At 57.2% G+C, this 22,667-nt stretch carries 23 protein-coding genes and 1 other RNA gene; 21 read left to right on the top strand and 3 right to left on the bottom strand.

Features of this window, described 5'->3' with window-relative positions:
- Positions 1 to 132 precede the first annotated feature (132 nt).
- From Q669_RS08950 to Q669_RS08895, 12 genes are all read left to right on the top strand, one after another.
- Positions 133 to 1,683 carry a 2-isopropylmalate synthase gene (locus Q669_RS08950; protein ID WP_011785936.1) on the top strand — a complete coding sequence of 517 codons (1,551 nt, stop codon included), beginning with the start codon at positions 133 to 135 and terminating at the stop codon, positions 1,681 to 1,683.
- 30 nt (positions 1,684 to 1,713) lie between these two features.
- Positions 1,714 to 2,532 carry a hypothetical protein gene (locus Q669_RS08945; RefSeq protein WP_227499563.1) on the top strand — a complete coding sequence of 273 codons (819 nt, stop codon included), beginning with the start codon at positions 1,714 to 1,716 and terminating at the stop codon, positions 2,530 to 2,532.
- On the top strand, positions 2,529 to 3,011 hold the full coding sequence (rimI, locus tag Q669_RS08940; protein ID WP_022991996.1) for a ribosomal protein S18-alanine N-acetyltransferase: 483 nt from the start codon (positions 2,529 to 2,531) through the stop codon (positions 3,009 to 3,011). Before Q669_RS08945 ends, rimI begins: the two co-directional genes overlap by 4 nt.
- A gap of 61 nt (positions 3,012 to 3,072) precedes the next feature.
- The gene (gene prfC, locus Q669_RS08935; RefSeq protein ID WP_022991995.1) at positions 3,073 to 4,653 is read left to right on the top strand and encodes a peptide chain release factor 3; all 1,581 of its coding nucleotides are present in this window, start codon (positions 3,073 to 3,075) and stop codon (positions 4,651 to 4,653) included.
- Between the two features lie 23 nt (positions 4,654 to 4,676).
- The gene (locus Q669_RS08930; protein WP_022991994.1) at positions 4,677 to 5,468 is read left to right on the top strand and encodes a TatD family hydrolase; all 792 of its coding nucleotides are present in this window, start codon (positions 4,677 to 4,679) and stop codon (positions 5,466 to 5,468) included.
- Between the two features lie 202 nt (positions 5,469 to 5,670).
- On the top strand, positions 5,671 to 6,099 hold the full coding sequence (rplM, locus tag Q669_RS08925; protein WP_011785931.1) for a 50S ribosomal protein L13: 429 nt from the start codon (positions 5,671 to 5,673) through the stop codon (positions 6,097 to 6,099).
- Positions 6,100 to 6,111: 12 nt separating this feature from the next.
- Complete coding sequence (gene rpsI / locus Q669_RS08920) at positions 6,112 to 6,504, top strand: 30S ribosomal protein S9 (RefSeq protein ID WP_011785930.1); 393 nt, start codon at positions 6,112 to 6,114, stop codon at positions 6,502 to 6,504.
- 238 nt (positions 6,505 to 6,742) lie between these two features.
- Complete coding sequence (gene petA, locus Q669_RS08915) at positions 6,743 to 7,336, top strand: ubiquinol-cytochrome c reductase iron-sulfur subunit (protein WP_014420621.1); 594 nt, start codon at positions 6,743 to 6,745, stop codon at positions 7,334 to 7,336.
- Positions 7,336 to 8,568 carry a cytochrome b gene (locus tag Q669_RS08910; protein WP_014420622.1) on the top strand — a complete coding sequence of 411 codons (1,233 nt, stop codon included), beginning with the start codon at positions 7,336 to 7,338 and terminating at the stop codon, positions 8,566 to 8,568. Before petA ends, Q669_RS08910 begins: the two co-directional genes overlap by 1 nt.
- The gene (locus Q669_RS08905) at positions 8,568 to 9,323 is read left to right on the top strand and encodes a cytochrome c1 (RefSeq protein ID WP_022991993.1); all 756 of its coding nucleotides are present in this window, start codon (positions 8,568 to 8,570) and stop codon (positions 9,321 to 9,323) included. Before Q669_RS08910 ends, Q669_RS08905 begins: the two co-directional genes overlap by 1 nt.
- A 104-nt stretch (positions 9,324 to 9,427) precedes the next feature.
- Positions 9,428 to 10,057 (top strand): glutathione S-transferase N-terminal domain-containing protein, encoded by a 630-nt coding sequence (locus tag Q669_RS08900; RefSeq protein ID WP_011785926.1) that lies wholly within the window; start codon positions 9,428 to 9,430, stop codon positions 10,055 to 10,057.
- Positions 10,058 to 10,114: 57 nt separating this feature from the next.
- Positions 10,115 to 10,519, top strand: a complete 405-nt coding sequence (locus Q669_RS08895) for a ClpXP protease specificity-enhancing factor (protein ID WP_206769525.1) — start codon at positions 10,115 to 10,117, stop codon at positions 10,517 to 10,519.
- A 29-nt stretch (positions 10,520 to 10,548) separates the two neighbouring features.
- Here the strand turns inward: Q669_RS08895 and Q669_RS08890 are convergent, their stop codons facing one another.
- Genes Q669_RS08890 through Q669_RS08880 form a run of 3 tightly spaced genes read right to left on the bottom strand, consistent with a single transcriptional unit; the run spans position 10,549 to position 13,380 of the window.
- On the bottom strand, positions 10,549 to 11,139 hold the full coding sequence (locus Q669_RS08890) for an SIS domain-containing protein (protein ID WP_011785924.1): 591 nt from the start codon (positions 11,137 to 11,139) through the stop codon (positions 10,549 to 10,551).
- A gap of 9 nt (positions 11,140 to 11,148) precedes the next feature.
- On the bottom strand, positions 11,149 to 11,520 hold the full coding sequence (locus Q669_RS08885; RefSeq protein ID WP_014420625.1) for a YraN family protein: 372 nt from the start codon (positions 11,518 to 11,520) through the stop codon (positions 11,149 to 11,151).
- Between the two features lie 6 nt (positions 11,521 to 11,526).
- A complete protein-coding gene (locus Q669_RS08880; protein ID WP_081698870.1) occupies positions 11,527 to 13,380 on the bottom strand; it encodes a penicillin-binding protein activator in 1,854 nt (617 codons plus the stop codon).
- Between the two features lie 144 nt (positions 13,381 to 13,524).
- Here Q669_RS08880 and rsmI point away from each other — a divergent pair, with 144 nt between their 5' ends.
- The 9 genes from rsmI (at position 13,525) to mraY (ending at position 22,652) form a co-directional block, all read left to right on the top strand.
- On the top strand, positions 13,525 to 14,388 hold the full coding sequence (rsmI, locus tag Q669_RS08875) for a 16S rRNA (cytidine(1402)-2'-O)-methyltransferase (RefSeq protein WP_023011427.1): 864 nt from the start codon (positions 13,525 to 13,527) through the stop codon (positions 14,386 to 14,388).
- 38 nt (positions 14,389 to 14,426) lie between these two features.
- An RNA gene (rnpB, locus tag Q669_RS19065) (RNase P RNA component class A) lies at positions 14,427 to 14,777 on the top strand.
- Positions 14,778 to 15,087: 310 nt separating this feature from the next.
- On the top strand, positions 15,088 to 15,540 hold the full coding sequence (gene mraZ / locus Q669_RS08870) for a division/cell wall cluster transcriptional repressor MraZ (protein ID WP_022991988.1): 453 nt from the start codon (positions 15,088 to 15,090) through the stop codon (positions 15,538 to 15,540).
- Positions 15,537 to 16,496, top strand: coding sequence for a 16S rRNA (cytosine(1402)-N(4))-methyltransferase RsmH (gene rsmH / locus Q669_RS08865; protein WP_011785919.1), 960 nt, complete (start codon positions 15,537 to 15,539; stop codon positions 16,494 to 16,496). Before mraZ ends, rsmH begins: the two co-directional genes overlap by 4 nt.
- A gap of 26 nt (positions 16,497 to 16,522) precedes the next feature.
- A complete protein-coding gene (ftsL, locus tag Q669_RS08860; protein WP_014420629.1) occupies positions 16,523 to 16,927 on the top strand; it encodes a cell division protein FtsL in 405 nt (134 codons plus the stop codon).
- A 30-nt stretch (positions 16,928 to 16,957) separates the two neighbouring features.
- The gene (locus Q669_RS08855; protein ID WP_011785917.1) at positions 16,958 to 18,700 is read left to right on the top strand and encodes a peptidoglycan D,D-transpeptidase FtsI family protein; all 1,743 of its coding nucleotides are present in this window, start codon (positions 16,958 to 16,960) and stop codon (positions 18,698 to 18,700) included.
- A gap of 3 nt (positions 18,701 to 18,703) precedes the next feature.
- Entirely contained in the window at positions 18,704 to 20,188 is a 1,485-nt protein-coding gene (locus tag Q669_RS08850; RefSeq protein WP_022991987.1) for a UDP-N-acetylmuramoyl-L-alanyl-D-glutamate--2,6-diaminopimelate ligase, read from the top strand.
- Complete coding sequence (locus tag Q669_RS08845; RefSeq protein ID WP_022991986.1) at positions 20,185 to 21,582, top strand: UDP-N-acetylmuramoyl-tripeptide--D-alanyl-D-alanine ligase; 1,398 nt, start codon at positions 20,185 to 20,187, stop codon at positions 21,580 to 21,582. Before Q669_RS08850 ends, Q669_RS08845 begins: the two co-directional genes overlap by 4 nt.
- Positions 21,567 to 22,652: a phospho-N-acetylmuramoyl-pentapeptide-transferase gene (mraY, locus tag Q669_RS08840; protein ID WP_011785914.1), complete on the top strand. Its 1,086-nt coding sequence runs from the start codon at positions 21,567 to 21,569 to the stop codon at positions 22,650 to 22,652. Before Q669_RS08845 ends, mraY begins: the two co-directional genes overlap by 16 nt.
- Positions 22,653 to 22,667: the final 15 nt, after the last annotated feature.

Raw genomic sequence — 22,667 nt, 5'->3', positions numbered from 1 at the left:
GTAGGTCATCGTCAGGCGCCTAATGCCTAAAACCCCCGACAGCTTAGCTGTCGGGGGTTTTTTATTTCTGGTTCCGGAGAAGTGATATACTTCACCGAAAATCAAAGCAACGTTTCTGATGGGAGCCCAGCAATGGCCGCTAGTGAACACCTGGTCATTTTTGATACCACTCTGCGTGATGGCGAGCAAAGTCCGGGCGCCACCATGAACAAGGCGGAAAAACTCCGCATTGCCAAGGCGCTCGAGAAGCTTCGCGTAGACGTTATCGAGGCGGGGTTTGCCATTGCCAGCCAGGGCGACTTTGATGCAGTCAAGGCTATTGCCGAGAACATCAAAGAATCCACTGTCTGCAGTCTGGCTCGTGCGTTGGACAAGGATATCGACAGGGCCGCTGAAGCGATCCGCCCTGCCGAGCGCTCCCGTATCCATACCTTTATTGCCACCTCGCCCATCCATATGAAGCATAAACTTCAGATGGAGCCAGATGAGGTGGTCGAGCAAGCCGTGCGCGCTGTCAAGCGGGCGCGTAGCCACGTTGATGACGTCGAGTTCTCCTGTGAAGACGCCGGGCGGTCAGAGCTGGATTTTCTTTGTCGCATCATTGAAGCCGCTATCGATGCCGGCGCCCGTACCATCAACATCCCTGATACCGTGGGCTATGCCATTCCTGAACAGTTTGGTGAGACCATCCGTCAGTTACTGAACCGTATCCCGAATGCCGACAAGGCTGTTTTTTCAGTCCATTGCCATAACGACCTGGGGCTTGCGGTAGCCAACTCGCTGGCTGCGGTTACCCACGGTGCCCGTCAGGTCGAATGTACTATCAATGGTCTGGGCGAACGGGCAGGTAACGCAGCGCTGGAAGAAATAGTCATGGCGGTTCGTACCCGCCAGGATCTCTTCAATATTGATACCCGCATAGACACCCAGCATATCGTCCCGGCATCACGTCTGGTGTCCACCATTACCGGGTTTCCTGTTCAACCCAACAAGGCGATCGTCGGTGCCAATGCTTTTGCCCATGAGTCCGGCATCCATCAGGATGGCGTGCTCAAACATCGCGAAACCTACGAGATCATGCGGGCACAGGACGTAGGCTGGCATACCAATAGCCTGGTTTTAGGTAAGCATTCCGGCCGCAATGCCTTCCGTACGAGACTACTGGAGCTTGGTATCCAGTTTGAAACCGAAGGGGAGTTGAATGAGGCCTTCACCCGCTTCAAGGCACTGGCCGACCTCAAGCATGAGATCTTTGATGAAGATCTGCAGGCGATTGCCAGCGATACCAAGCAAAAGGAAGAAGAAGGCCGCTTCGGTCTGGTCTGCATGCAGGTCTGTTCTGAAACCGGCGTTGTGCCCAAGGCGCATCTGACCATGACCGTGGACGGTAAGGAACACACGGTAGAGGCTGAGGGCAGCGGTCCTGTAGACGCAACTTTCAAGGCCATTGAATCTCTGGTGGATTCCGGGTGTAACCTGCAACTGTATTCGGTCAACAATATTACCAGCGGCACTGATGCTCAGGGGGAAGTCACCGTTCGTCTTGAGCGGGGCGGCCGTATTGTGAACGGCGTTGGATCGGATACCGACATCATTATTGCGTCGGCGAAGGCCTACATTGAAGCTCTGAACCTGATTTCCAGTGGCGGTATTCGCCAACATCCCCAGGTGGCTGATGTTTAAAGCGCCCGAAGGATTGCCATGGAGGGATTCGTGATAGGGAATGAGGCGGAGCGGCAGTTCTATCTGGCGGCGGCAGGCATTCGGATGTGGTATGCCCGCGAGAGTTTGCCTGGTGCGGCGCCAAGCCCCGACTTTGATTTCGGAGTGGAGGACGAGCCGCAATTCCAGCCCGCGTCGGAGATTCCTCAGATTGGGCGTAAATCTGAGCCGCTGTCTGGGGACCAGGGGCGGGAGCGCATTGCTCAGCTCCAGAGCCTGATGGGCAACAAGCCTGAATCCGTGCAGAAGGCGGACAACGCTGGGCAAAAGGCCGCGGACCCATTGAAAGCTCCACCTGCCACCGAGCCCCGGTCTGAAACTCCAGAAACGGTGCCAGAGGCTTCCCTGCCGGCCTCGGAACCAGTAGAAGTGCAACAGCCGGAGCCAGTGCACCGGGTGTGTCTGACTGCCTGGAAAGGCTCCCGGATCATGCTCTTGTGCCATATTGCAGAGGACGCCAGTTTTGCCTTGCAGGAAAATCTGGCTCGTAACATATTGCGAAGCATTGGAGAGACCGGGGTGTCTCAATGCAGAGTAGTGCGCTGGCCCTTGTTCAATAACCTGAAAGTGACGCTCAATAGTGAAAGCGATCTTGTCTCAGTCATAGCCTCTGCTTTTGCTGGCGACGCCCCGACAGAAACGCTAATAACGCTGGGGCTTGGCGACGAAACTCAGGCACGGTTGATCGAGCGTGGCCTGGGCCGGGTGCCGGAGATTGCGTTTTCCGGCACGCTCGCATCACTGGCATCAGACCCCTCCCAGAAGCGACTGCTCTGGCAATCGATTCGGGTTCTCGTACCTGGCCGATGAAAGCATCACAGCCTTTTCTCGATGTGCACAACCAGGATGTCCGGGTACGCCCTCTGGTCGAGGCAGACCTGGCGGCGGTCATGGAGCTGGAGTGTCAGGGACACTCCCATCCGTGGCCGAAATCGACTTTTCTTGACTGTTTTAAGCCGAATTACAGGCTCTGGGCCGCTGAGCGTGGCGATGAGCTGATTGGCTATGCGGTTGTGGCCTATATGGTCGACGAAGCCCATCTGCTGAATATCTGCGTCAGTCCTCGTGTGCGTGGTCAGGGTGTCGGGCGCTGGCTGCTACGGCATCTGATCGCTGTCGCGGTGTCGGATGGTATGGAACAACTGATTCTGGAAGTGCGGGTTAGCAATGATGCCGCCACCCAGCTCTATCTGAGCGAGGGTTTCACTGAAATTGGCAGAAGGGCCGGCTATTATCCCGATGGCGCTGCACGGGAAGATGCCCTGGTCATGGCGCTGCGGTTCACCTGAGGACGGTATAGGCCGTATAATGCTCGGCTTTAATCCATCTCGATTCAGGTCACCAGAGTTTATGCCTAACCTTTCCCAGGAAGTGGCCAAGCGCCGCACCTTTGCGATCATCTCGCACCCGGATGCCGGTAAGACCACCATTACAGAGAAGGTGCTGTTGTTCGGCCAGGCCCTGCAGAAGGCGGGAACCGTCAAGGGCAAAAAATCCGGACAGCACGCCAAGTCTGACTGGATGGAGATGGAAAAAGAACGGGGTATTTCCGTCACCACGTCGGTGATGCAATTTCCCTATGGTGGAAAGCTGGTCAACCTGCTGGATACACCGGGTCACGAAGACTTCTCCGAGGATACCTACCGGACACTGACCGCCGTCGACTCCTGCCTGATGGTGATTGACAGTGCCAAAGGGGTCGAGGAGCGCACTATCAAGCTGATGGAGGTGACCCGCCTGCGTGACACCCCGATCCTTACCTTCATGAACAAGCTGGACCGGGATACCAGGGACCCCATCGAGTTGATGGACGAAGTGGAAGACGTACTGAAGATTGCCTGTGCGCCGATTACCTGGCCCATTGGTATGGGCAAGGGGTTCAAGGGGGTTTACCACCTGCTGCGGGACGAAGTGATTCTCTATCAGTCAGGCCAGGGGCATACCATTCAGGAAAAACGTGTTGTCAAAGGTCTGGACAACCCGGAGCTGGATGAGGCCATCGGCAATTACGCTTCCGACCTTCGTGATGAGATTGAGCTGGTCAAAGGGGCTTCCCATGAATTTGACCAGGAGGCTTTCCTGGCTGGTGAGCTGACCCCGGTGTTTTTCGGAACAGCGCTTGGCAACTTCGGTGTTGATCACATGCTTGATGGTCTGGTGGATTGGGCGCCGGCCCCTCAGCCCCGGGCCACGGATGTGCGCCAGGTGACCCCGACCGAGGATGGCTTTTCCGGCTTTGTCTTCAAGATTCAGGCAAACATGGATCCACAGCACCGGGACCGTATCGCTTTCCTGAGGATCGTGTCAGGTAGTTACAATCAAGGCATGAAGGCCCGGCACGTCCGTATCGGTAAAGATGTTCGGTTCTCCGATGCGCTCACGTTCATGGCTGGTGACCGTGAGCATGCGGAAGAAGCGTTTGCCGGTGACATCATTGGCCTGCATAACCACGGCACCATTCAGTTGGGTGATACCTTTACGGCGGGCGAGGACATGAAGTTTACCGGTATCCCGAACTTCGCCCCTGAGCTGTTCCGGCGCATTCGATTGAAAGATCCGCTGAAAGCCAAGCAATTACAGAAGGGCCTGATCCAGCTTTCCGAGGAGGGTGCAGTTCAGGTCTTCCGTCCGCTGAAGAACAACGATCTGATCGTCGGGGCGGTGGGTGTGCTGCAGTTTGATGTAGTTGTCGCCCGCCTGAAAAGTGAATACAAGGTGGAAGCGGTTTACGAGCCCATCAACGTGGCAACTGCCCGTTGGGTAACCTGTTCCGATGAGCGTAAACTGGACGAATTCCAGCGTAAGAATCAGGACAACGTCGCACTGGATGGCGCAGATCGCCTTGCGTACATCGCGCCGACCATGGTGAACCTGAATCTTGCTCAGGAGCGTTATCCGGATATCCAGTTCCACAAGACCCGGGAGCACTGATTCGCTTCCGGGAGGAGGCCGCCATGCAGTTGGTAGACGCCCATTGCCATTTTGATTTCCCGTTTTTTGACGGGCATCGGGAGACGGTGTTGGCGCAGGCGGCCAGCCTTGGAGTTTGCGCGGTCGTGATTCCGGGGGTCCGGCGGCAGGACTGGCAGCGTGTGGCGAGCATGGCAGATGCAGAGAAGGGTCTCTGGTACTGTCTGGGTATTCACCCCTGGTTTATTCAGGAGCACGGCGCTGACGATCTGGCCGAGCTTGAAAGGCTGCTGTCTTCCGCGCCCCAAGCCTGTGTTGGCCTTGGAGAGTGTGGTCTTGACGCCCTCAAAGGCGATCTGTCTGAGCAGGAACCCTGGTTCGAGGCCCAGATTGATATTGCTCAGCGGCTCGGTCTGGCGTTGGTGATTCACTCCGTCAAGAGCCATGATCTGGTGCACAGTAGTCTGAAACGCGCCGGATGGAACGGGCGGGCATTGGTTCACGGCTTCTCGGGCAGCTATCAGCAGGCCCAAAAGCTGATTGACCTGGGCTGCTTCATCGGCGTGGGCGGAGTGATAACCCATGACCGGGCCCGGAAAACCCGGGATACCATCGCCCGGTTGCCGGTGGATGCGCTGGTTCTGGAAACCGATGCGCCGGATATGGCGCCGGCCGGAGTGGCGAAAGGGCAGAATTCGCCCATCCACTTGCCGGAGATTTTTGAAGCCCTGGCAGATCTGCGGAGTGAGCCCCGGGAGTTGCTGGCCGAATCACTGCTGGCCAATACCGCTAAGCTCTACCGGATAGATCCGGGAGCTCTGGTTCCACGCCCGTAGGGGATTAACGAAACAGCATAGGTCGGGGTTGGCATTCGATAGGGGTTCGAGTATACTTCGCGCCCTGGCTTTTCAAGGCGATGTCATTATCTCAGCCCCGAATGATGGCAGCGCAACATACAGGTATGAACCTCCTCCGGATGCCTTGCATGTACCGGTGGTGGTTTTTAACGTTTCTTATATAGCGTTCAAGGCGGAATCAATGAAGACTCTGAGTGCGAAACCAGAAACAGTAAAACGTGACTGGTACGTTGTAGACGCAGCCGGCAAGACGCTGGGTCGTCTGTCAACCGAAATCGCCCTTCGTCTGCGGGGCAAGCATAAGCCTGAGTATACCCCTCACGTGGACACTGGCGACTACATCATTGTTATCAATGCCAGCCAGGTGAAGGTTACCGGCAAAAAGGCATCGGCTAAAATGTATTACAGCCATACCGGCTTTCCGGGTGGAATCAAATCCATCAATTTCGAGAAGCTGGTTGACAAGGCTCCCGAGCAAGTCATTCAGAAGGCCGTAAAAGGCATGCTTCCGAAGGGCCCGCTTGGCCGCGCCATGTTCAAGAAGCTGAAAGTGTACGCAGGCGCTGAGCATGCTCATGCCGCCCAGCAGCCCAAAGAACTCGACATCTAACGGAAGGCGAATATGTCTGTAGCACAAAATTACGGTACTGGTCGCCGCAAATCATCCACGGCTCGCGTCTTTATCAAGCCGGGTAGCGGTAACATCTCCATCAACGGTCGCACTATCGAAGATTTCTTCGGTCGTGAAACCCTGCGCATGATTGTTCGTCAGCCGCTGGTGGTTGCCGAATCCGAAGATCGTTTCGATATCGCCATTACCGTAAAGGGTGGCGGTATCAGTGGCCAGGCTGGCGCCATTCGCCACGGTCTGACTCGCGCTCTGATGGACTACGACGAAACTCTGCGTCCGGCACTGCGCAAAGCGGGTTACGTAACCCGTGATGCCCGTAAGGTTGAGCGTAAGAAAGTGGGTCTGCGCAAAGCGCGTAAGCGTCCGCAGTACTCCAAGCGTTAATCGACGTTCAGTCGATTTGGAAAAACCCGGTCTTGTGGCCGGGTTTTTTTATATCTGTACTCCGGAAATATTTTTGATCTGGCGCAGGGATAGGCTCGCCTGCCGACCTTTCCGGCTTGTAAGCGGGGGGTAATTTCATTACCATTTCAGCGCTTATATTTTTGGGTTGTGAAGTCCTTTTCGAAGCGCAGTGCCGGTTTTTCCGCGTCTGTGCCTCGCCTGATGGGAGAAAACCATAATGAGTAATGGCGACGTGAGCCAAGGCCGGCGCCGGTTTCTGATCGGTGCTACGTCCGTGGTAGGTGGTGTCGGCGTCGTCGGTGCAGCCGTTCCTTTCGTAGCGTCCTGGAACCCCAGTGCGAAAGCGGAAGCGGCCGGTGCACCGGTAACCGTCAATATCAGCAAAATCGAACCGGGTCAGCAAATCACCGTTGAGTGGCGAGGTAAGCCTGTTTGGATTATCCGCAGAACGGAAGAAATGCTGGCGAATATCGAGAAGCTCAATGACGCAGTGAAGGACCCGATGTCGGAGGCGCCTCAGCAGCCTTCGTATATCCAGGGGCCCTTGCGCGCGATCAAGCCAGAGTTCGGTGTCTATGTGGGGCTCTGTACCCATCTGGGCTGCGTGCCCTCCTACCGGCCAGAGGTTGCGCCGGCTGATCTGGGTGAAAACTGGCTTGGTGGGTTGTTCTGCCCGTGTCACGGTTCCCGCTATGACATGGCCGGTCGGGTTTATGAGGCTCAACCCGCGCCGCTGAACCTTGAGGTTCCGCCGTACCGGTTTGACGATGATGTGACCATGACCATTGGTCTTGATCCGGAGGCCGCGTGATGCAAAAGCTGATTAACTGGGTAGACGAGCGTCTGCCAATCGTTGAGGCCTGGAACAAGCACCTGGCCAAGTATTACGCGCCGAAGAACTTTAACGTCTGGTATTTCTTCGGTTCACTGGCAATGCTGGTGCTGGTCAACCAGCTAGTGACCGGTATCTGGCTGACTATGAGCTACAACCCATCTGCCGAGGGGGCGTTTGCCTCGGTGGAATACATCATGCGTGATGTGGAGTGGGGTTGGCTGCTGCGATACCTGCACTCGACCGGCGCATCTGCGTTCTTCGTTGTGGTGTATCTGCACATGTTCCGTGGTCTCATGTACGGTTCCTACCAGAAGCCGCGGGAATTGATCTGGATTTTCGGTATGCTGATCTACCTGGTGCTGATGGCAGAAGCCTTCATGGGCTACCTGCTGCCCTGGGGCCAGATGTCATACTGGGGTGCCCAGGTAATCGTTAACCTGTTTGGTGCGATTCCGGTCATCGGTGAAGATCTGTCTCTGTGGATTCGCGGTGACTATCTGATCTCCGGTATCACGCTGAACCGTTTCTTTGCCCTGCACGTGGTTGCTCTGCCAATCGTTCTGCTGGGTCTGGTTGTTCTTCACATCCTGGCGCTGCACGAAGTGGGTTCTAACAACCCCGACGGCATCGACATCAAGAAGAACAAGGATGAAAACGGTATTCCGAAAGACGGTATTCCGTTCCACCCGTATTACACCGTTCACGATCTGCTGGGCGTGGGTGTGTTTTTCTTCATCTTCTTCATCGTTGTCTTCTTCTTCCCGGAGATGGGCGGTCTGTTCCTGGAAAAGCCGAACTTTGAACCGGCCAACGCCCTGAAGACGCCAGCGCACATTGCGCCTGTCTGGTACTTCACGCCGTTTTACGCGATGTTGCGGGCGGTGACGGTAGACTTTATGGGGCTGCCGGCGAAGTTCTGGGGTGTTGTGGTCATGGGTGGTGCGATTGCGATTCTGTTCGTGTTGCCGTGGCTTGACAGAAGTCCTGTCCGCTCAATCCGCTACAAGGGCTGGTTGAGCAAGATTGCCCTGGCAATCTTTGCGGTGAGCTTCGTAATCCTTGGCTACCTTGGACTGGTTCCCGCAACAGAAGGTCGCACGACTGTCGCTCAGATTCTGACAGTGTTGTACTTCCTCTACTTCATTCTGATGCCGTTCTACACGCGCATGGAGAACACCAAGCCAGTTCCAGAGAGGGTGACAGGATAATGAAAAAGCTGATTGTTGGTCTTTTCATCGCACTCCTGCCAGCGCTTGGCCTGGCGGCTGGTGCCGCGGTTCCTCTTGATCATATGGAGCCGGATCATACGGACAAGGCGTCTCTGCAGCGCGGTGCTGCCTTGTTCACCAACTACTGCATGGGATGTCACTCCATGGAGTACGCCCGCTACAAGCGTGTTGCGGATGATCTGGAGATCCCTGTCGAGCTTTACGAGGAAAACCTGATCTTTACCGGTGCCAAGATCGGTGAGCTCATGAAGAACTCCATGAGCAAGGATATGGCCGCCGGCTGGTTCGGTGCGCCGCCACCCGATCTTACGCTTGAAACCCGTCTGCGTGGTGAGTCCTGGGTTTATTCATACCTTCGGGGCTTCTACAAGGACGATTCCCGGCCACTGGGCGTAAACAACGTGGTGTTCGATAACGTTGGTATGCCTCACATTCTGGTCGAGATGCAGGGCCTGTGCGCCGTGAAGCCGAACATTGGTGTCGGGGCATCTGTCGAGCCGTTGAGCGGTAATGTCAATAACGCAGACGCTTGCCCGGATTACGCAACGGAAGGCTCGATGTCCGGTGCGGAGTTTGATCAGGCCATGTGGGATCTGACCAACTTCATGTCCTACATGGGCGACCCGGTCAAGGTGGAGCGCGAGCGTCTCGGTATCTTCGTGCTGATCTTTGTGGCGATCTTCTTTGTCTTCGCGTACCTGCTCAACCGCGAGTACTGGAAAGACGTACACTAAGATTTAGGGTATAATCCCGTGTCCTTGATTCCAGCGAGTCTTTAAGGCTCGCTGGATTTTTGCGTTTTGCATTGTTTCGATTTTTAGAATCGTGAGGTAGCTATATGGGCGTTGTGACCAAGCGGTCATCAATGACTTTTTTCTCGGATCCCGCAAGCCACTACAGTCACCGGGTGCGTATTGTCCTGGCTGAGAAAGGTGTCACTGTTGATATCGTGGATGTGGATCCGGACAACCCGCCGGCGGAACTGGCGGATATGAATCCGTACAACGCCCTGCCAACCCTGGTAGATCGGGACCTGGTTCTGTATGAGCCCAACATCATGATGGAGTATCTGGATGAGCGTTTTCCTCATCCGCCGCTGCTGCCGGTTTACCCCGTTGCCCGGGCTAACAGCCGCCTGATGATTCACCGCATCCAGAAAGACTGGTGCGGACTGGTTGATCAGATCCTGGCGCAGCCGGGGGCCAAGGCCAGCGATGCCGCTCGCAAGGAACTCAAGGAAAGCCTTCTGGCCACGGCACCTTTGTTTGCCGAAATGCCGTTCTTCCTGTCGGAAGAGTTCACCATCGTGGACTGTTGTATTGCGCCGATCCTGTGGCGTTTGCCGGCTCTGGGTATTGAGCTGAATGAAAAGCAGGCCAAGCCTTTGCAGAAGTACATGGAGAGCATCTTTGCCAGAGAAGGCTTCAAGGCAAGCCTTTCGGATCTGGAAGAAGATATTCGCAGCTGATTGTCAGCGCCCGTATTTCAGGGCAGGAGTTAAGCAGTGTCTGACATGACTATCGCCATGACATCCAGTCGTCCCTATCTGGTCCGTGCGTTGAACGAATGGATCCTCGATAACGACTGTACCCCGTATATCGTGGTGGATGCCGGCATTCAGGGTGTTCAGGTGCCTACTGAGCACGTTGCCAACGGCCAGATTGTGCTCAATATCAGCCCCGGCGCAGTGCGCGGACTGGTGATTGGCAATGGTGCGCTGGAATTCAGCGCTCGTTTCGGTGGTGTGCCGATGCAGGTTTTCATACCGTTGCAAGCGGTTATGGCCATCTATGCCAAGGAGAACGGCGAGGGCATGGTGTTTGGCAGTGAGCCTGGCTCTCCCGATCCGGAGGGTGGAGGTGAGCCCAAGTCGTCACGGCGAGCGGAAGACCGCCCGAATGGCAGGCCAACCCTGAAAGTGGTCAAATAATAAAAAAGCCGGCGATGCCGGCTTTTTTATTAGCCTCCGAAAAGCTTGTGGTCAATCAGGTCGCAGAAGGCGTTGATGATGACCAGCAGTAAGGGCGTGGCCTCGCTTGGCGGCAAATCGTTTAGTGCGATTTCATGGTCTTCAGGGTGCATCAGGGAAGTGATGTCGGATTTTTCCCTTGCGCTCAGCACCACAATCCTCATTTCCCGGTCGTGGGCAGCCTGGATGGCCTGGATCAGGTTTGCCTTGTGGCCGTCATCCACGATCACAAACAGAAGGTCGCCGGGCTTGCCAATGGCTCTGACCTGACGAGAGAAGGTGTCGTTAAATCGATTGTCACGGCAGATAGCGGAATAAGTGGTGGCGTCCGCCCCAAGGTTGATTGCCGGTAGTGCGGGGCGGTCCTGGTCAAAGCGGGACAATAATGCCGTGCAGAAATACTGGGCCAGTACGTTGGCGTTGCCATTGGCGCAGGTAATGATCTTGCCATCCTGGAGCAGGGCGTCAACAAATGCCTGCGCTACCTGCTCAATGGCGGGACCAGCGGTGCTTGCCGCCTGCGCTGTGTGCTCCATATGGCTGGCGAACCACTGGTTGATTCTCTGTTCGGTGTCGGTCATGGTTTCTGGTCAGTCTGCCTGAATTGCGTTTTTGATCCATTGTATACGGTACTTGCTGGAGTGGCCTGGTGTGATGCCGATAACATCGATCCGGCTGACCCGGTCCCAGAGCCCGTGGCGGTGCAGGTAGAATGAGGCTGCACGCACCAGGCGCTGCTGCTTCACCGCGGACACCGAGCTTATCGGATCCACCAGCGCACCATCAGCGCGGAAGCGAACTTCAAAGAACACCAGTGCTTCGGCATCCATTCCAATAAGATCGATCTCGCCGCCACGATTGTGCACGTTCCGCTCAATAATCCGGATGCCTCTGCTTTCCAGATACCGCGCGGCGACACCTTCGTAATGCTGTCCGAGTTTTCTGGAGCCTTCCCTGGCCATCGGTTATCAGTTGTTTGCAGTCGGGGCGGGTTCACTTTCCCGGGGAACCGTCGGAGAAAGCAGTTTGGGTGTTCCCCCCTGGAATTGTGCCCAGCGTTGTTCGCGATGAATGCTGCCGTCAGGATCCATGGTCAGAATGCCGGTTTGCCCTTCAATGGCGGCATCTTCAACCTGGCGTAGAAGCGGCAAGCGCTTGCTCAGTTGCCAGGCGTCGGCGCCCATGGCGAAAAGGCGCCCCAGTTGCCCGGTGGTGCCACTCAGATACTGGCGCGATTCTTCCCGCAGGCTATTCGTCTCGGCCAATACCCAGGGGATGTCCGTAAAGAAGACCCGGTCAATATCCCTGTCCCGGCCCGGATTCGGCGTACCCTCGTACACGATGGAAGGTGAGTATACTGGCAGATCACCGCCATAGTAGAAGGCGAACAGCGGCTTGAACTGGCGGGCAACTGTGGGTGCGGCAACCAGCACGATGCCTTCGGCATCCTGGCGGCGGCGGGGTTCAAATTCCACATTCAGGCCAATTGTTCGCTCCACCTGAATGGCCCGCTGGCGGGATGCAGTAATGCCCAGCAGGTCAGCTGTCACCGAGCGAAGGTTGTCTTCCGGGAAAAAGCGTTCGATGTCGAGCGCTCGTAACCCGAGCTGGTCCATCCTCGCCCGCAGGGCGGCTTCAACCCGGTCTCCCCATTCGCCGTGGGGAATCAGTACGAGAACCTGTTCGATGTTCTCGGCATCGAGTCTGTCGGCGATCTGTCGCGCCTCGTCTTCGGCAGATAGCCCGAACTGATAAAGGCCGTCCGGGATACGGGCATCCGGGCCAAGGTAGTTCAGGCCCAGTGCCGGAATCGGCAGCGTGTTCATGTTAGCTAGCTGGGACAGTGCTTCCTTGTCCAGCGGGCCAACAATCAAATCAATGTCGCTATTGGAGAGTTCCTCGTAGAGCTCGGAAAAAGAGCCGGTGGAGGTGTCGATGACCCGAATATCGGTTTTACTGCGGTCCGTGGTCTCATCCTGATAATAGGCGGCCAGGAAACCGTCGCGAATCGCTTTGCCGGCGCTGGCGAGGGCACCTTGAAGCGGAACCGCCAATGCCAGTTTCTCCGGCCGGCTTGCCGCAAGTTCAGCCAGCAGGGCGAGATCCATGGGGAGCACCTGTGCTGCGGGGTGTCCGGGCCAGTTATTCTGCCATTGCCGGATCAGGCGCCCCTGATCATCCAGGCTGGCCCCCTTGGTGCGAAGGCGCAGAGCGAGCTCAAGCCATCCTCGAACCTCGAATCCGAGAGCGTTGTTGGAGGCGGATTGCAGGGTTGAGCGGTTGATGGGCTTGAGCAATTGCCAAATGCGATTATGCACCTCCTGCGGGGAAGTGCTGGAGTCGTTCTGACTGAGCAGGATCAACGTCAGTGCCCCGTCCAAAGGTTGTCCGGCCAGCTCATAGGTCCGGGCCTGCAGCATGGCTGCCCGGGACATTAACTCCGCGGGGTAGGCAAGAAAGCTTTCTGGGGTGCTATCTGTGGCGAGTTGCTCAGCCCATTGGCCGTCGTGTAACTCGCTGGCACTGGCCATGGACAATAGTAAGCGTTGTCTGGCGATGTCCTCCGGAGCATTTTCCAGAGCGGGGGCCTGGAGAATGACTCGGGCATCTTCGTGGCGGCCTTGATCCTGGAATCGGCTGGCCACCCTCAATAGATAGCGTTGGCCAACCACCGGATCACGTTCATCGCTGGCCAGTGACAGTGCCTGCTCCGGGCTTTGTGCCATATGTTCATCGAGATTGACGGTGGCGCAGCCGCCCAGATAGAACAGAACGAGGGTGATCAGGGCCAGAATTGGGCTGTGACGGAAGCGATTTGTCATGGCGGGCTCGGTACTCTCTGAATCGTTGGGCTTGTGGTGCCGCGTTTTAGCTGGCAAGTTTACCAGCTCCCGGCGCATTTCACATGACGGGACAGTCATGGGCCGGAAATAGCGGCGCCGCGGTTCACTTCAGTGGAGTTTATTATGTCCAGTTCTGTAGCAAGCGTTGTCGGTGGCCGGCTTTCAATTGTTGCCACGCCCATCGGTAATCTGGCCGATCTTTCTGATCGTGCCCGGCAGGTGCTCGCTGCGGCGGATCTGGTCGCTGCGGAGGACACCCGTCACAGCTCGCGCCTGTTACAGCACCTGGGCCTGAGCAAGCCTTTGCTGGCGCTACACGATCATAATGAGAGGGATCGCGTTGGCAGAATCCTCTCTGCCCTTACTGAAGGGCAGCAAGTGGCGCTGATTTCCGATGCCGGCACGCCGTTGATCTCCGATCCCGGGTACATCCTGGTACGTGAAGCCAGAAGGGCGGGCTTTCCAGTTTCCCCTATCCCCGGTCCGTGTGCACTGGTTGCGGCATTGTCGGCGGCAGGTTTACCGACGGATCGTTTTCTTTTCGCAGGTTTTTTGCCGGCTAAACGGGCGGGTAGACGTTCAGCGCTCGCGGAATTGCGTGAACAGACTGCCACTCTGGTGTTCTACGAATCCCCCCATCGAATTCTGGACCTGATGCAGGATCTGGTTGATGAGTTTGGCGATGATCGGGAGTGTGTGCTCGGTCGAGAGCTGACCAAAACCTTTGAAACTTTCTACACTGGGACGGTTAAAGAGGTATTGGCGGAGTTGGAGGCCGACCCGCATGGCAGTCGGGGCGAATTCGTGGTGATGGTCCGGGGTAACGATGTCGTGGCCGGTTCGTCGCTCGATCTGGATGCCGATAAGCTGTTAAAGCTGCTTGTTGCAGAGATGCCGGTCAAAAAGGCAGCGAAAATCGTCTCGGAAGTCAGCGGCATCGGAAAAAATGAACTGTATCAGCGAGCGCTGCAGCTAAAGGGCGATTAAGCCTTGCATGCCTGCCCGCACGCGGGTATTGTCAGCGCCGAGCTCGCCAGACAGTCGCCGCCGGTTGATCCGGGGGAGGAAAGTCCGGGCTCCGCAGGGCAAGGTGCCAGGTAACGCCTGGGCGGCGTGAGCCGACGGAAAGTGCAACAGAAAGTATACCGCCTAAGCGCTTTCGGGCGCCGGTAAGGTTGAAATGGTGCGGTAAGAGCGCACCGCGTGGCTGGCAACAGTCCACGGCGATGGTAAACCCCACCTGGAGCAAGACCAAATAGGAATCCAATGGCGTGGCCCGCGCTGGATTCGGGTAGGTTGCTTGAGGCCTGTGGTGACGCAGGCCCTAGATGAATGACTGTCCAAGACAGAACCCGGCTTATCGGCGAGCTCGCCTCTTTTCCCGATTATTCGGATGTGATCCGCATCCTTCTCACAAGTTACCTTTTATAGCCAAAAAATCTTAAACCTGAAGTTGGCTATCTAAAGGTGTCTGCAGGTATTTGTTTTTTATCCTTTTCTTTACGTCTTTTTAACGCTTCTTTCCGTTTCTGCTTTGTAACCTCTTGTCGTTAAAGGAACTTTCCTGTGTGTGGTGCCTGTCGCGGCGCTTGCATTGTTATTTGCGTGTTTCTATAGTGTGCGGGAGTGGGAAAAAGTGGTTTTTGGTGGAATTTTGTGGAAATGAAAACCTCGGACTAGACGTTAATGAGCAATTTTCTTGGCAGTCATGCCATCAATATGGACGCGAAGGGTCGCCTGGCGATCCCGACAAAGGTGCGTGAAGAGCTCGCGCAGCTTTGCGGTGGCCGTATTGTATTGACAGCCAACGCCGATGAGGAGAAATGCTTGTTGCTCTATCCCGAGCCGGAATGGGAAGTGCTGCGCCCGAAAATCGAGGCGCTGCCCAACATGAACAAGGCTGCCAAGCGCCTGCAGCGCCTCATTCTGGGTAACGCTGCCCTTATGGAGCTGGATGGGTCCGGCCGGATTCTGGTACCGCAGACCCTCAGAAATCACGCCAATCTTGAAAAACGGCTGATGTTGGTCGGGCTTGGCAAGAAGTATGAGCTGTGGAGTGAGGAAAGCTGGAATGCTTACCTTGATGCCTCCGCAGCCGACGAGGAAATGCCGCCGGAAATGGAGGCGCTGTCGCTATGACCGCACGCCAGGACGATCAGGCCAATGAAGGCTATCAGCATCGCTCGGTACTGCTGGATGCAGCGGTCGACTATCTGGTTACAGATGAAAACGGCCGTTATGTCGACGCCACGTTTGGCCGGGGCGGTCATAGTCGTCTTATTCTCGGCAAGCTCGGTCAGGGTGGTCAGCTCCTGGGTATTGATAAAGACCCGGAAGCTATTGCCGTCGCCAGAGAGCTGGCATCTGGGGATTCCCGGTTTCAGTGGTACCACGGCTCGTTCGCCGAACTGGATCTTGCGCTTGAACGTCAAGGTTGGTCACAGGTTGATGGCGTGTTGATGGATCTTGGGGTGTCTTCGCCACAACTGGATGATGCTTCCCGCGGTTTTTCGTTCATGCGGGACGGTCCATTGGATATGCGAATGAACCCGCAGCAGGAGCCGAGTGCTGCCCAGTGGCTGGCCGAGGCTGATGAGCGGGAAATCGCAGATGTGATCTGGCGATACGGCGAGGAGCGGTTTTCTCGCCGTATCGCTCGTCTTGTCGTGGAGCGGCGTCAGGAGCAGCCGATTGAAACCACGCGGCAGCTGGCGGAGTTGGTTGCGGAGGCCGTGCCGAAGAAAGAGAAGCACAAGCACCCCGCCACCCGGGCTTTTCAGGCTATCCGGATTTTTATCAACCGGGAGCTCGAGGACCTGGAAGCCGGTCTGGCCGCGGCAGTTGATCGCCTGGCTCCCGGTGGGCGCCTGGTGGTGATCAGCTTTCACTCTCTGGAGGATCGTCTGGTCAAGCGCTTTATGCGTGATCTGGCGCGGGGGCCAAAGCTGCCGAAGGGGATACCGGTCACGGCGGAGCAGGAAGAATCCGGATTTCAGCTGATTGGTAAAGCCAGCAAGGCCAATGAGCAGGAAATTACTGAAAACGTCAGGGCTCGCAGCGCGGTTATGCGAGTGCTTGAACGTAAAGCGAATTAATCGAAAACGCAGGGGAGCGCGACGCCATGGGCGCGGTAGCGATTGAGCAACCAGTAAAAACCAACAGGATAAACAAGCAGCGGGTTCGCGAGGGTGTTGCGACAGCCGTTCGTTTGTCCCGTCAGGTGTTTGATGCAACACGGGAAAGCCGGGTTCTGGTTACTCTGGTGTTGGTGGCGGTACTGACGCTGTCGTCCATCGGGGTGGTGGTCAGTGCCCATGAGAACCGCGAACTGTTCAATACGTTGTCGGGTCTGCAGGAGCAGCGCGATGCCTATCAGCGTGAGTGGAGTCAGCTGTTGCTGGAGCAGAGTGCTTTGAGCGCTCACGGGCGGGTCGAGAAACTCGCTGCTGAGCGCTTCAATATGGTGGTGCCCGGGCGGCAGGACATTGTACTCGTGCCTTTGATGTCACCGCTGGCAGCGAACTAAAACCAACAATAACCATCCGGGGTAACTGAAGTGTCCGGTCAGGGAACGCACGCAAACAGCTGGAAGCAGAAGCTGGTGACAGGCTTGAAAGCCTGGCGCTTCGGCTCTGTGCTGGGCGTTTTTCTGCTGGTTGTGGCCGGCATTGGATGGCGGTTGGTGGATCTTCATGTGGTGGATAATGACTTCCTGCGCAAGCAGGGAGATGTCAGAACCATCCGCGTTGAATCTATCGATGCCCATCGAGGCGTGGTGACGGATCGTCATGGCGAGCCTTTGGCCGTCAGTACGCCAGTTCAGACCGTGTGGGCAAATCCTTCCGAAACCGATCCCGAAGATCCCCAACTGGCGGCGCTTGCCCGAATTCTTGGGTTGTCTGAGGGCGCGCTGCGGGAGCGATTGCGCCAGTATGCTGGCCGCGAATTTATCTACCTGCGCCGCAAAGTGCAGCCCTCAATGGCGCGTGAAGCGCTGGCTCTAGGTGTCGGTGGTATCTATGCCCGGCAGGAATATCGTCGTTATTATCCGGCGGGAGAAGTCACCGCTCATGTGGTCGGGTTTACTGATATCGATGAGCATGGCCAGGAAGGTATCGAGCTAGCCTACAACAAATGGTTGACCGGTGAGCCGGGCCAGAAGCGGGTGCTCAAGGATAACCGTGGGCGCGTGATCAAAGATCTGATGCTTATCCGCGATGCCCGGCCCGGGAAAGACCTGGAACTGAGTATTGATCTCCGGCTGCAGTATCTGGCCTATCGGGAGCTCAAGGCGGTGGTCGGTGCTCACAAGGCTCGCGGCGGCACGCTGGTGATGCTGGACGTCGACACCGGTGAGGTGCTGGCCATGGTCAATCAAGGTTCCTACAACCCGAATGACCGGTCACAGCTTGCCGCGGAAAACCTGCGCAACAAGGCCATTACAGATCTGTTCGAGCCCGGCTCAACCATGAAGCCGCTGACGATAGCGGCCGCTCTGGAGTCCGGGGAATACACGGTTAACAGCACCATTGATACTTCCCCGGGCTTTCGGAGGTTTGGTCGTTTCACCATTCGGGATCATCGCAATTACGGGGTGCTGGATCTGACGGAGATTATTGTCAAGTCCAGCAACGTCGGGGTGAGCAACATCGCAACGGATCTGGGTGGCGATACTCTGAGAAACCTCTATGCCCGCCTGGGCCTCGGCCAGGCAACTGGTATCGGCTTCCCTGGGGAAGCCGTTGGTGTTTTGCCGGCCCCCCCGAAATGGCGGCCGGTAGAAGAGTCCACCTTGTCTTATGGCTACGGCATGAGCGTTAACGCCTTGCAACTGGCACAGGCGTATATGGTTATTGCCAATGGTGGAATTCGTTACCCCCTCAGCCTGATGAGGCAGGAGCAGAGGCCGCAGGGGCAACGTGTACTGTCTGAACAGGTGACAAGGGCCGTGCGGGACATGCTCAAACAGGCGGTTGCCCGTGGTACTGGCAAGCGCGCCCAGCCCGGGCTGTATGCGGCCGGAGGCAAAACCGGGACCGTTCACCTGGTGGGAGCGAACGGGTACGAAGACAGTCAATATAAGGCCATCTTTGCCGGTATGGCACCGATTGATGACCCCAGAATTGTAACCGTTGTGGCCGTGGATGCGCCGCAGGCCGGAGAATATTACGGCGGAGAAGTTGCCGCGCCGGTATTCGCCCGGGTGATGGGTGACGCGCTGCGACTGCTGAATGTGAAGCCTGAACTGGAAGTCAGTGAAACACGCGTTTCGCAAGTAACTTCCGGGGGGAGAGGGTAAGCCATGTGCATCACATCCATCAGCACCTTGCTTCAGGGCATTATTGAGGTGCCATCGGTCTTCGATGTCACTATCCACGGACTGAAGACGGATAGCCGGAAAGTGCAGCCCGGTGACGCCTTTATTGCTCTGGCCGGGGCACGAACGCCCGCAGAGCATTATATGGATCAGGCCATCAGCGCCGGTGCCACGGCTATTCTGCTTGAGTCCGAGCAGGAGCGGCAGTGCCATGAGCGCCACGGCGCGTTAATTGTGCCCGTGGTTGGTCTGCGTGCCCGTCTGGGCCGAATTGCTGATCGCTTCTTCGAGCATCCCTCGCGCCATCTGAGAGTGATCGGGGTTACCGGCACCAATGGCAAGACGTCGGTGACCCAATACATCTCCCAGTTGTTACGGGAAACCGGCACGCCCTGCGGGCTGCTGGGTACCCTGGGTTATGGCATGCCGGGCAGTATCGAGTCGGCCACGCATACCACGCCGGATGTGGTCCAGGTGAACCGGGTATTGAACCGCATACGCAATGAGGGTGGTCGGGCTGCAGTAATGGAAGTGTCGTCGCACGCTCTGGATCAGGGGCGGGTTGATAACCTGACTATGACCGGTGCGGTGTTCACCAACCTCACGCGTGATCACCTGGATTACCACGGTTCCATGGAAGCCTATGGTGAGGCCAAGGCCAGGCTGTTCCTGCGGGAAGAACTGCACTTCTCAGTGATCAATTTTGACGATCCGTTTGGCCGGCAGCTTTACGATCAGCTTGAGGGCCAGTGTGACCGCGTTCGTTACAGTCTGCATGAAGCCCAGATGGAACTCTGGTTGAAGGAATTTACGCCCACGGCCTCAGGGTTCCGTGCCAGGGTCGATGGGCAATGGGGCGAGTTTGATCTTACTGTCCCCCTGTTAGGGAGTTTCAATGCCAGCAATGTTCTGGCAGCCCTGGCTACCGTACTGACGCTTGGCGTACCGGTTGAGCGGGCGGTGTCCGTTGTCAGGGAGCTGTCACCGCCCCCTGGGCGTCTTGAACGATTCACCGGCTCAACCGGCAAACATGTGGTGGTGGACTACGCCCACACGCCTGATGCCCTGGCCAATGCCCTTGAAGCATTGCGGCCCCACACCCGGGGCAGGCTGATCTGTGTGTTCGGTTGCGGTGGCGACCGGGACCCCGGCAAGCGGCCTGAAATGGCGAAAGAAGCGGAAAAGCGGGCGGATTACGTCATCGTAACCGACGACAACCCGCGTACCGAGCAGCCTGAACGGATTGTCAGCGACATTTCTGCTGGTTTCACTCAGGCTGGTCGCTGGCGGGTGATTCACGACCGCGCTCAGGCAATTGCCGAGGCATTGGGTATGGCCAATGAGGATGATCTGGTGCTGATTGCAGGTAAAGGTCATGAAGCCTATCAGGAGATCCGGGGCCAGAAGTTGCCGTTCAGCGACGCCGAGCAGGTACGCCATCTATTGAACCTGAATGGAGGTGTGGCATGATGCGCGCCTTTTCGCTGGCGGAAGCTCGCGAGTGGCTTCAGGCCACCCTGGCAGGAGCGCGCGCTGATGCGGGTGAACTCTGGTTTGATGGCGTCTCCACCGATACCCGATCGGTTGGAGATGGGCAGCTGTTTGTTGCTCTGCGCGGTGAGCGGTTTGATGGTCATGAATTCCTTGGCCAGGCCCTGAAACAGGGCGCAGTCGCCGCAGTAGTGGACACCGAGATCACCGATGTTGCCATTCCGCAACTGGTCGTTAGCGATACGGTTCAGGCATTGGCCGATCTGGCCAGCGGCAATCGCAGCGAAAGCGCGGCCCGGCTGGTGGCGATTACCGGCAGCAGTGGCAAAACCACGGTTCGTGAAATGACCGGGGCCATTCTCGCCGGCATGGGGCCGACCTTGGTGACTGAAGGTAATCTCAATAATCACATTGGTGTTCCGCTGACCCTGTTTCGGCTGACGCCGGATCACCAGTTCGGTGCCATCGAGCTGGGGGCCAGTGGTCTTGGCGAAATTGCCCACACGGTGTCAATTACCCGGCCGCAGGTTGCGATTCTGACCAATGCAGGTCAGGCGCACCTGGAGGGTTTTGGCAGTTACCAGAATATTGTTCTGGCCAAAGGCGAGATTATTGATGGCGTGCCGGCAGATGGAGCCGTCGTGCTGAACCGGGACGATCCCGCCTTCGATCAGTGGCATGCCCGTGCGGGCCAACGGCGGGTGCTGGGTGTTTCCCGGATGGGTCACCCGGCCGCGGATTACCGCGCGGAGGCGATCATGGCCACTGACCAGGGGTTTGAATTCCTGGTGCTGGGGCCAGACAGCTGGCGCTGTCATCTGGTGCTGGGGTTGCCCGGTGAACACAACATCACCAATGCTCTGCTGGCTCTCGCGGCCTGCAGGGAACTGGGAGCGACGGATCAGCAGGTTCAGTCCGGACTCATGCAGGTAGAAGCCGTGAAGGGGCGCCTCCAGGTGCTCAAGCCGGCCTCGGATCTGACCCTGATTGACGACAGTTACAACGCCAATCCGGCATCCATGAAGGCGGCGCTGGATGTGCTGGCGTCGTACCCGGCGCCGCGGCTTGCGGTGCTTGGCGCCATGGCTGAGTTGGGCGATGAAGCCGAAGAGTTGCACCGGCAGGTGGGTGAACATGCCCGAGCCCGAGGAATCAACAAGCTTATGGTGGTTGGAGCCGGGGGTAACGGCTACGGCACCGGATTTGGTGACGAGACAGAGTTTTTCCCGAGTCATGAGCAGGCGGTGAACGCCATTGTGGCGGACCGGAATGGTGCTATGACGGTCCTGGTGAAAGGTTCTCGTAGTTCCGCCATGGATCGCGTGGCGGAGGGAATTCAGAAAAAGGTGAAGAACCCATGCTGCTCTGGCTGACAGAGATACTATCGCAATACTTTTCGTCGCTGACGGTGTTTCAGTATCTGACACTGCGGGCGATTCTGGGCATTCTTACGGCGCTGCTGATCTCGCTGGTGATCGGTCCGGTGATGATTCGCAAGCTGAGTCAGTACCAGATCGGCCAGGCCGTGCGTGATGACGGCCCCCAGACTCACCTGAGCAAGGCTGGTACGCCGACGATGGGCGGCGCGCTGATTCTGGTGGCCATCGCCATTTCCACCTTGCTGTGGGCGGATCTGACCAATCGTTATGTCTGGGTGGTGTTGCTGGTTACCCTGCTGTTCGGTGCCATTGGCTGGGTGGATGACTACCGCAAGGTTGTGGAACGCAACCCCCGGGGCCTGCCGGCACGCTGGAAATACTTCTGGCAGTCGGTGATCGGGGCCACGGCCGCGATCGTGCTTTATGTCACTGCTTCAATGCCCCAGGAAACCTCGCTTTATTTGCCGTTCCTGAAAAATGTCTCGCTGACCCTGGGACCGGTGCTGTTCATTCTGCTGACCTACTTCGTGATTGTCGGCAGCAGTAACGCGGTAAACCTGACGGACGGTCTGGATGGTCTGGCCATCATGCCAACCGTCATGGTGGCGGGAGCGCTGGCCATCTTTGCTTACCTCTCGGGCCACGCGCAGTTCGCCAATTACCTGCTGATTCCACATTTGCCGGGCACCGGCGAATTGATCATATTCTGCGGCGCCCTGGTGGGCGCGGGGCTTGGGTTTCTGTGGTTCAACACCTACCCGGCTCAGGTGTTCATGGGCGATGTCGGTGCCCTCGCGCTGGGGGCAGCCCTGGGTACAGTGGCCGTCATCGTCCGGCAGGAAATTGTGCTGTTCATCATGGGTGGCGTGTTCGTGATGGAAACCATTTCGGTGATTCTGCAGGTGGCCTCATTCCGGCTCACGGGCCGGCGGATTTTCCGGATGGCGCCGCTGCATCACCATTTTGAATTGAAGGGCTGGCCCGAGCCGCGAGTCATCGTGCGGTTCTGGGTTGTCACTGTGGTTCTTGTTCTGATTGGCCTGGCCAGTCTGAAAATCCGATAGGAAATTGCTACGGCT

The organism is Marinobacter sp. C1S70 (assembly GCF_000475355.1).
In the GTDB taxonomy this organism is placed as follows: Bacteria; Pseudomonadota; Gammaproteobacteria; order Pseudomonadales; family Oleiphilaceae; genus Marinobacter; species Marinobacter nauticus.
This window is presented reverse-complemented; position numbering and strand designations above follow the sequence as displayed.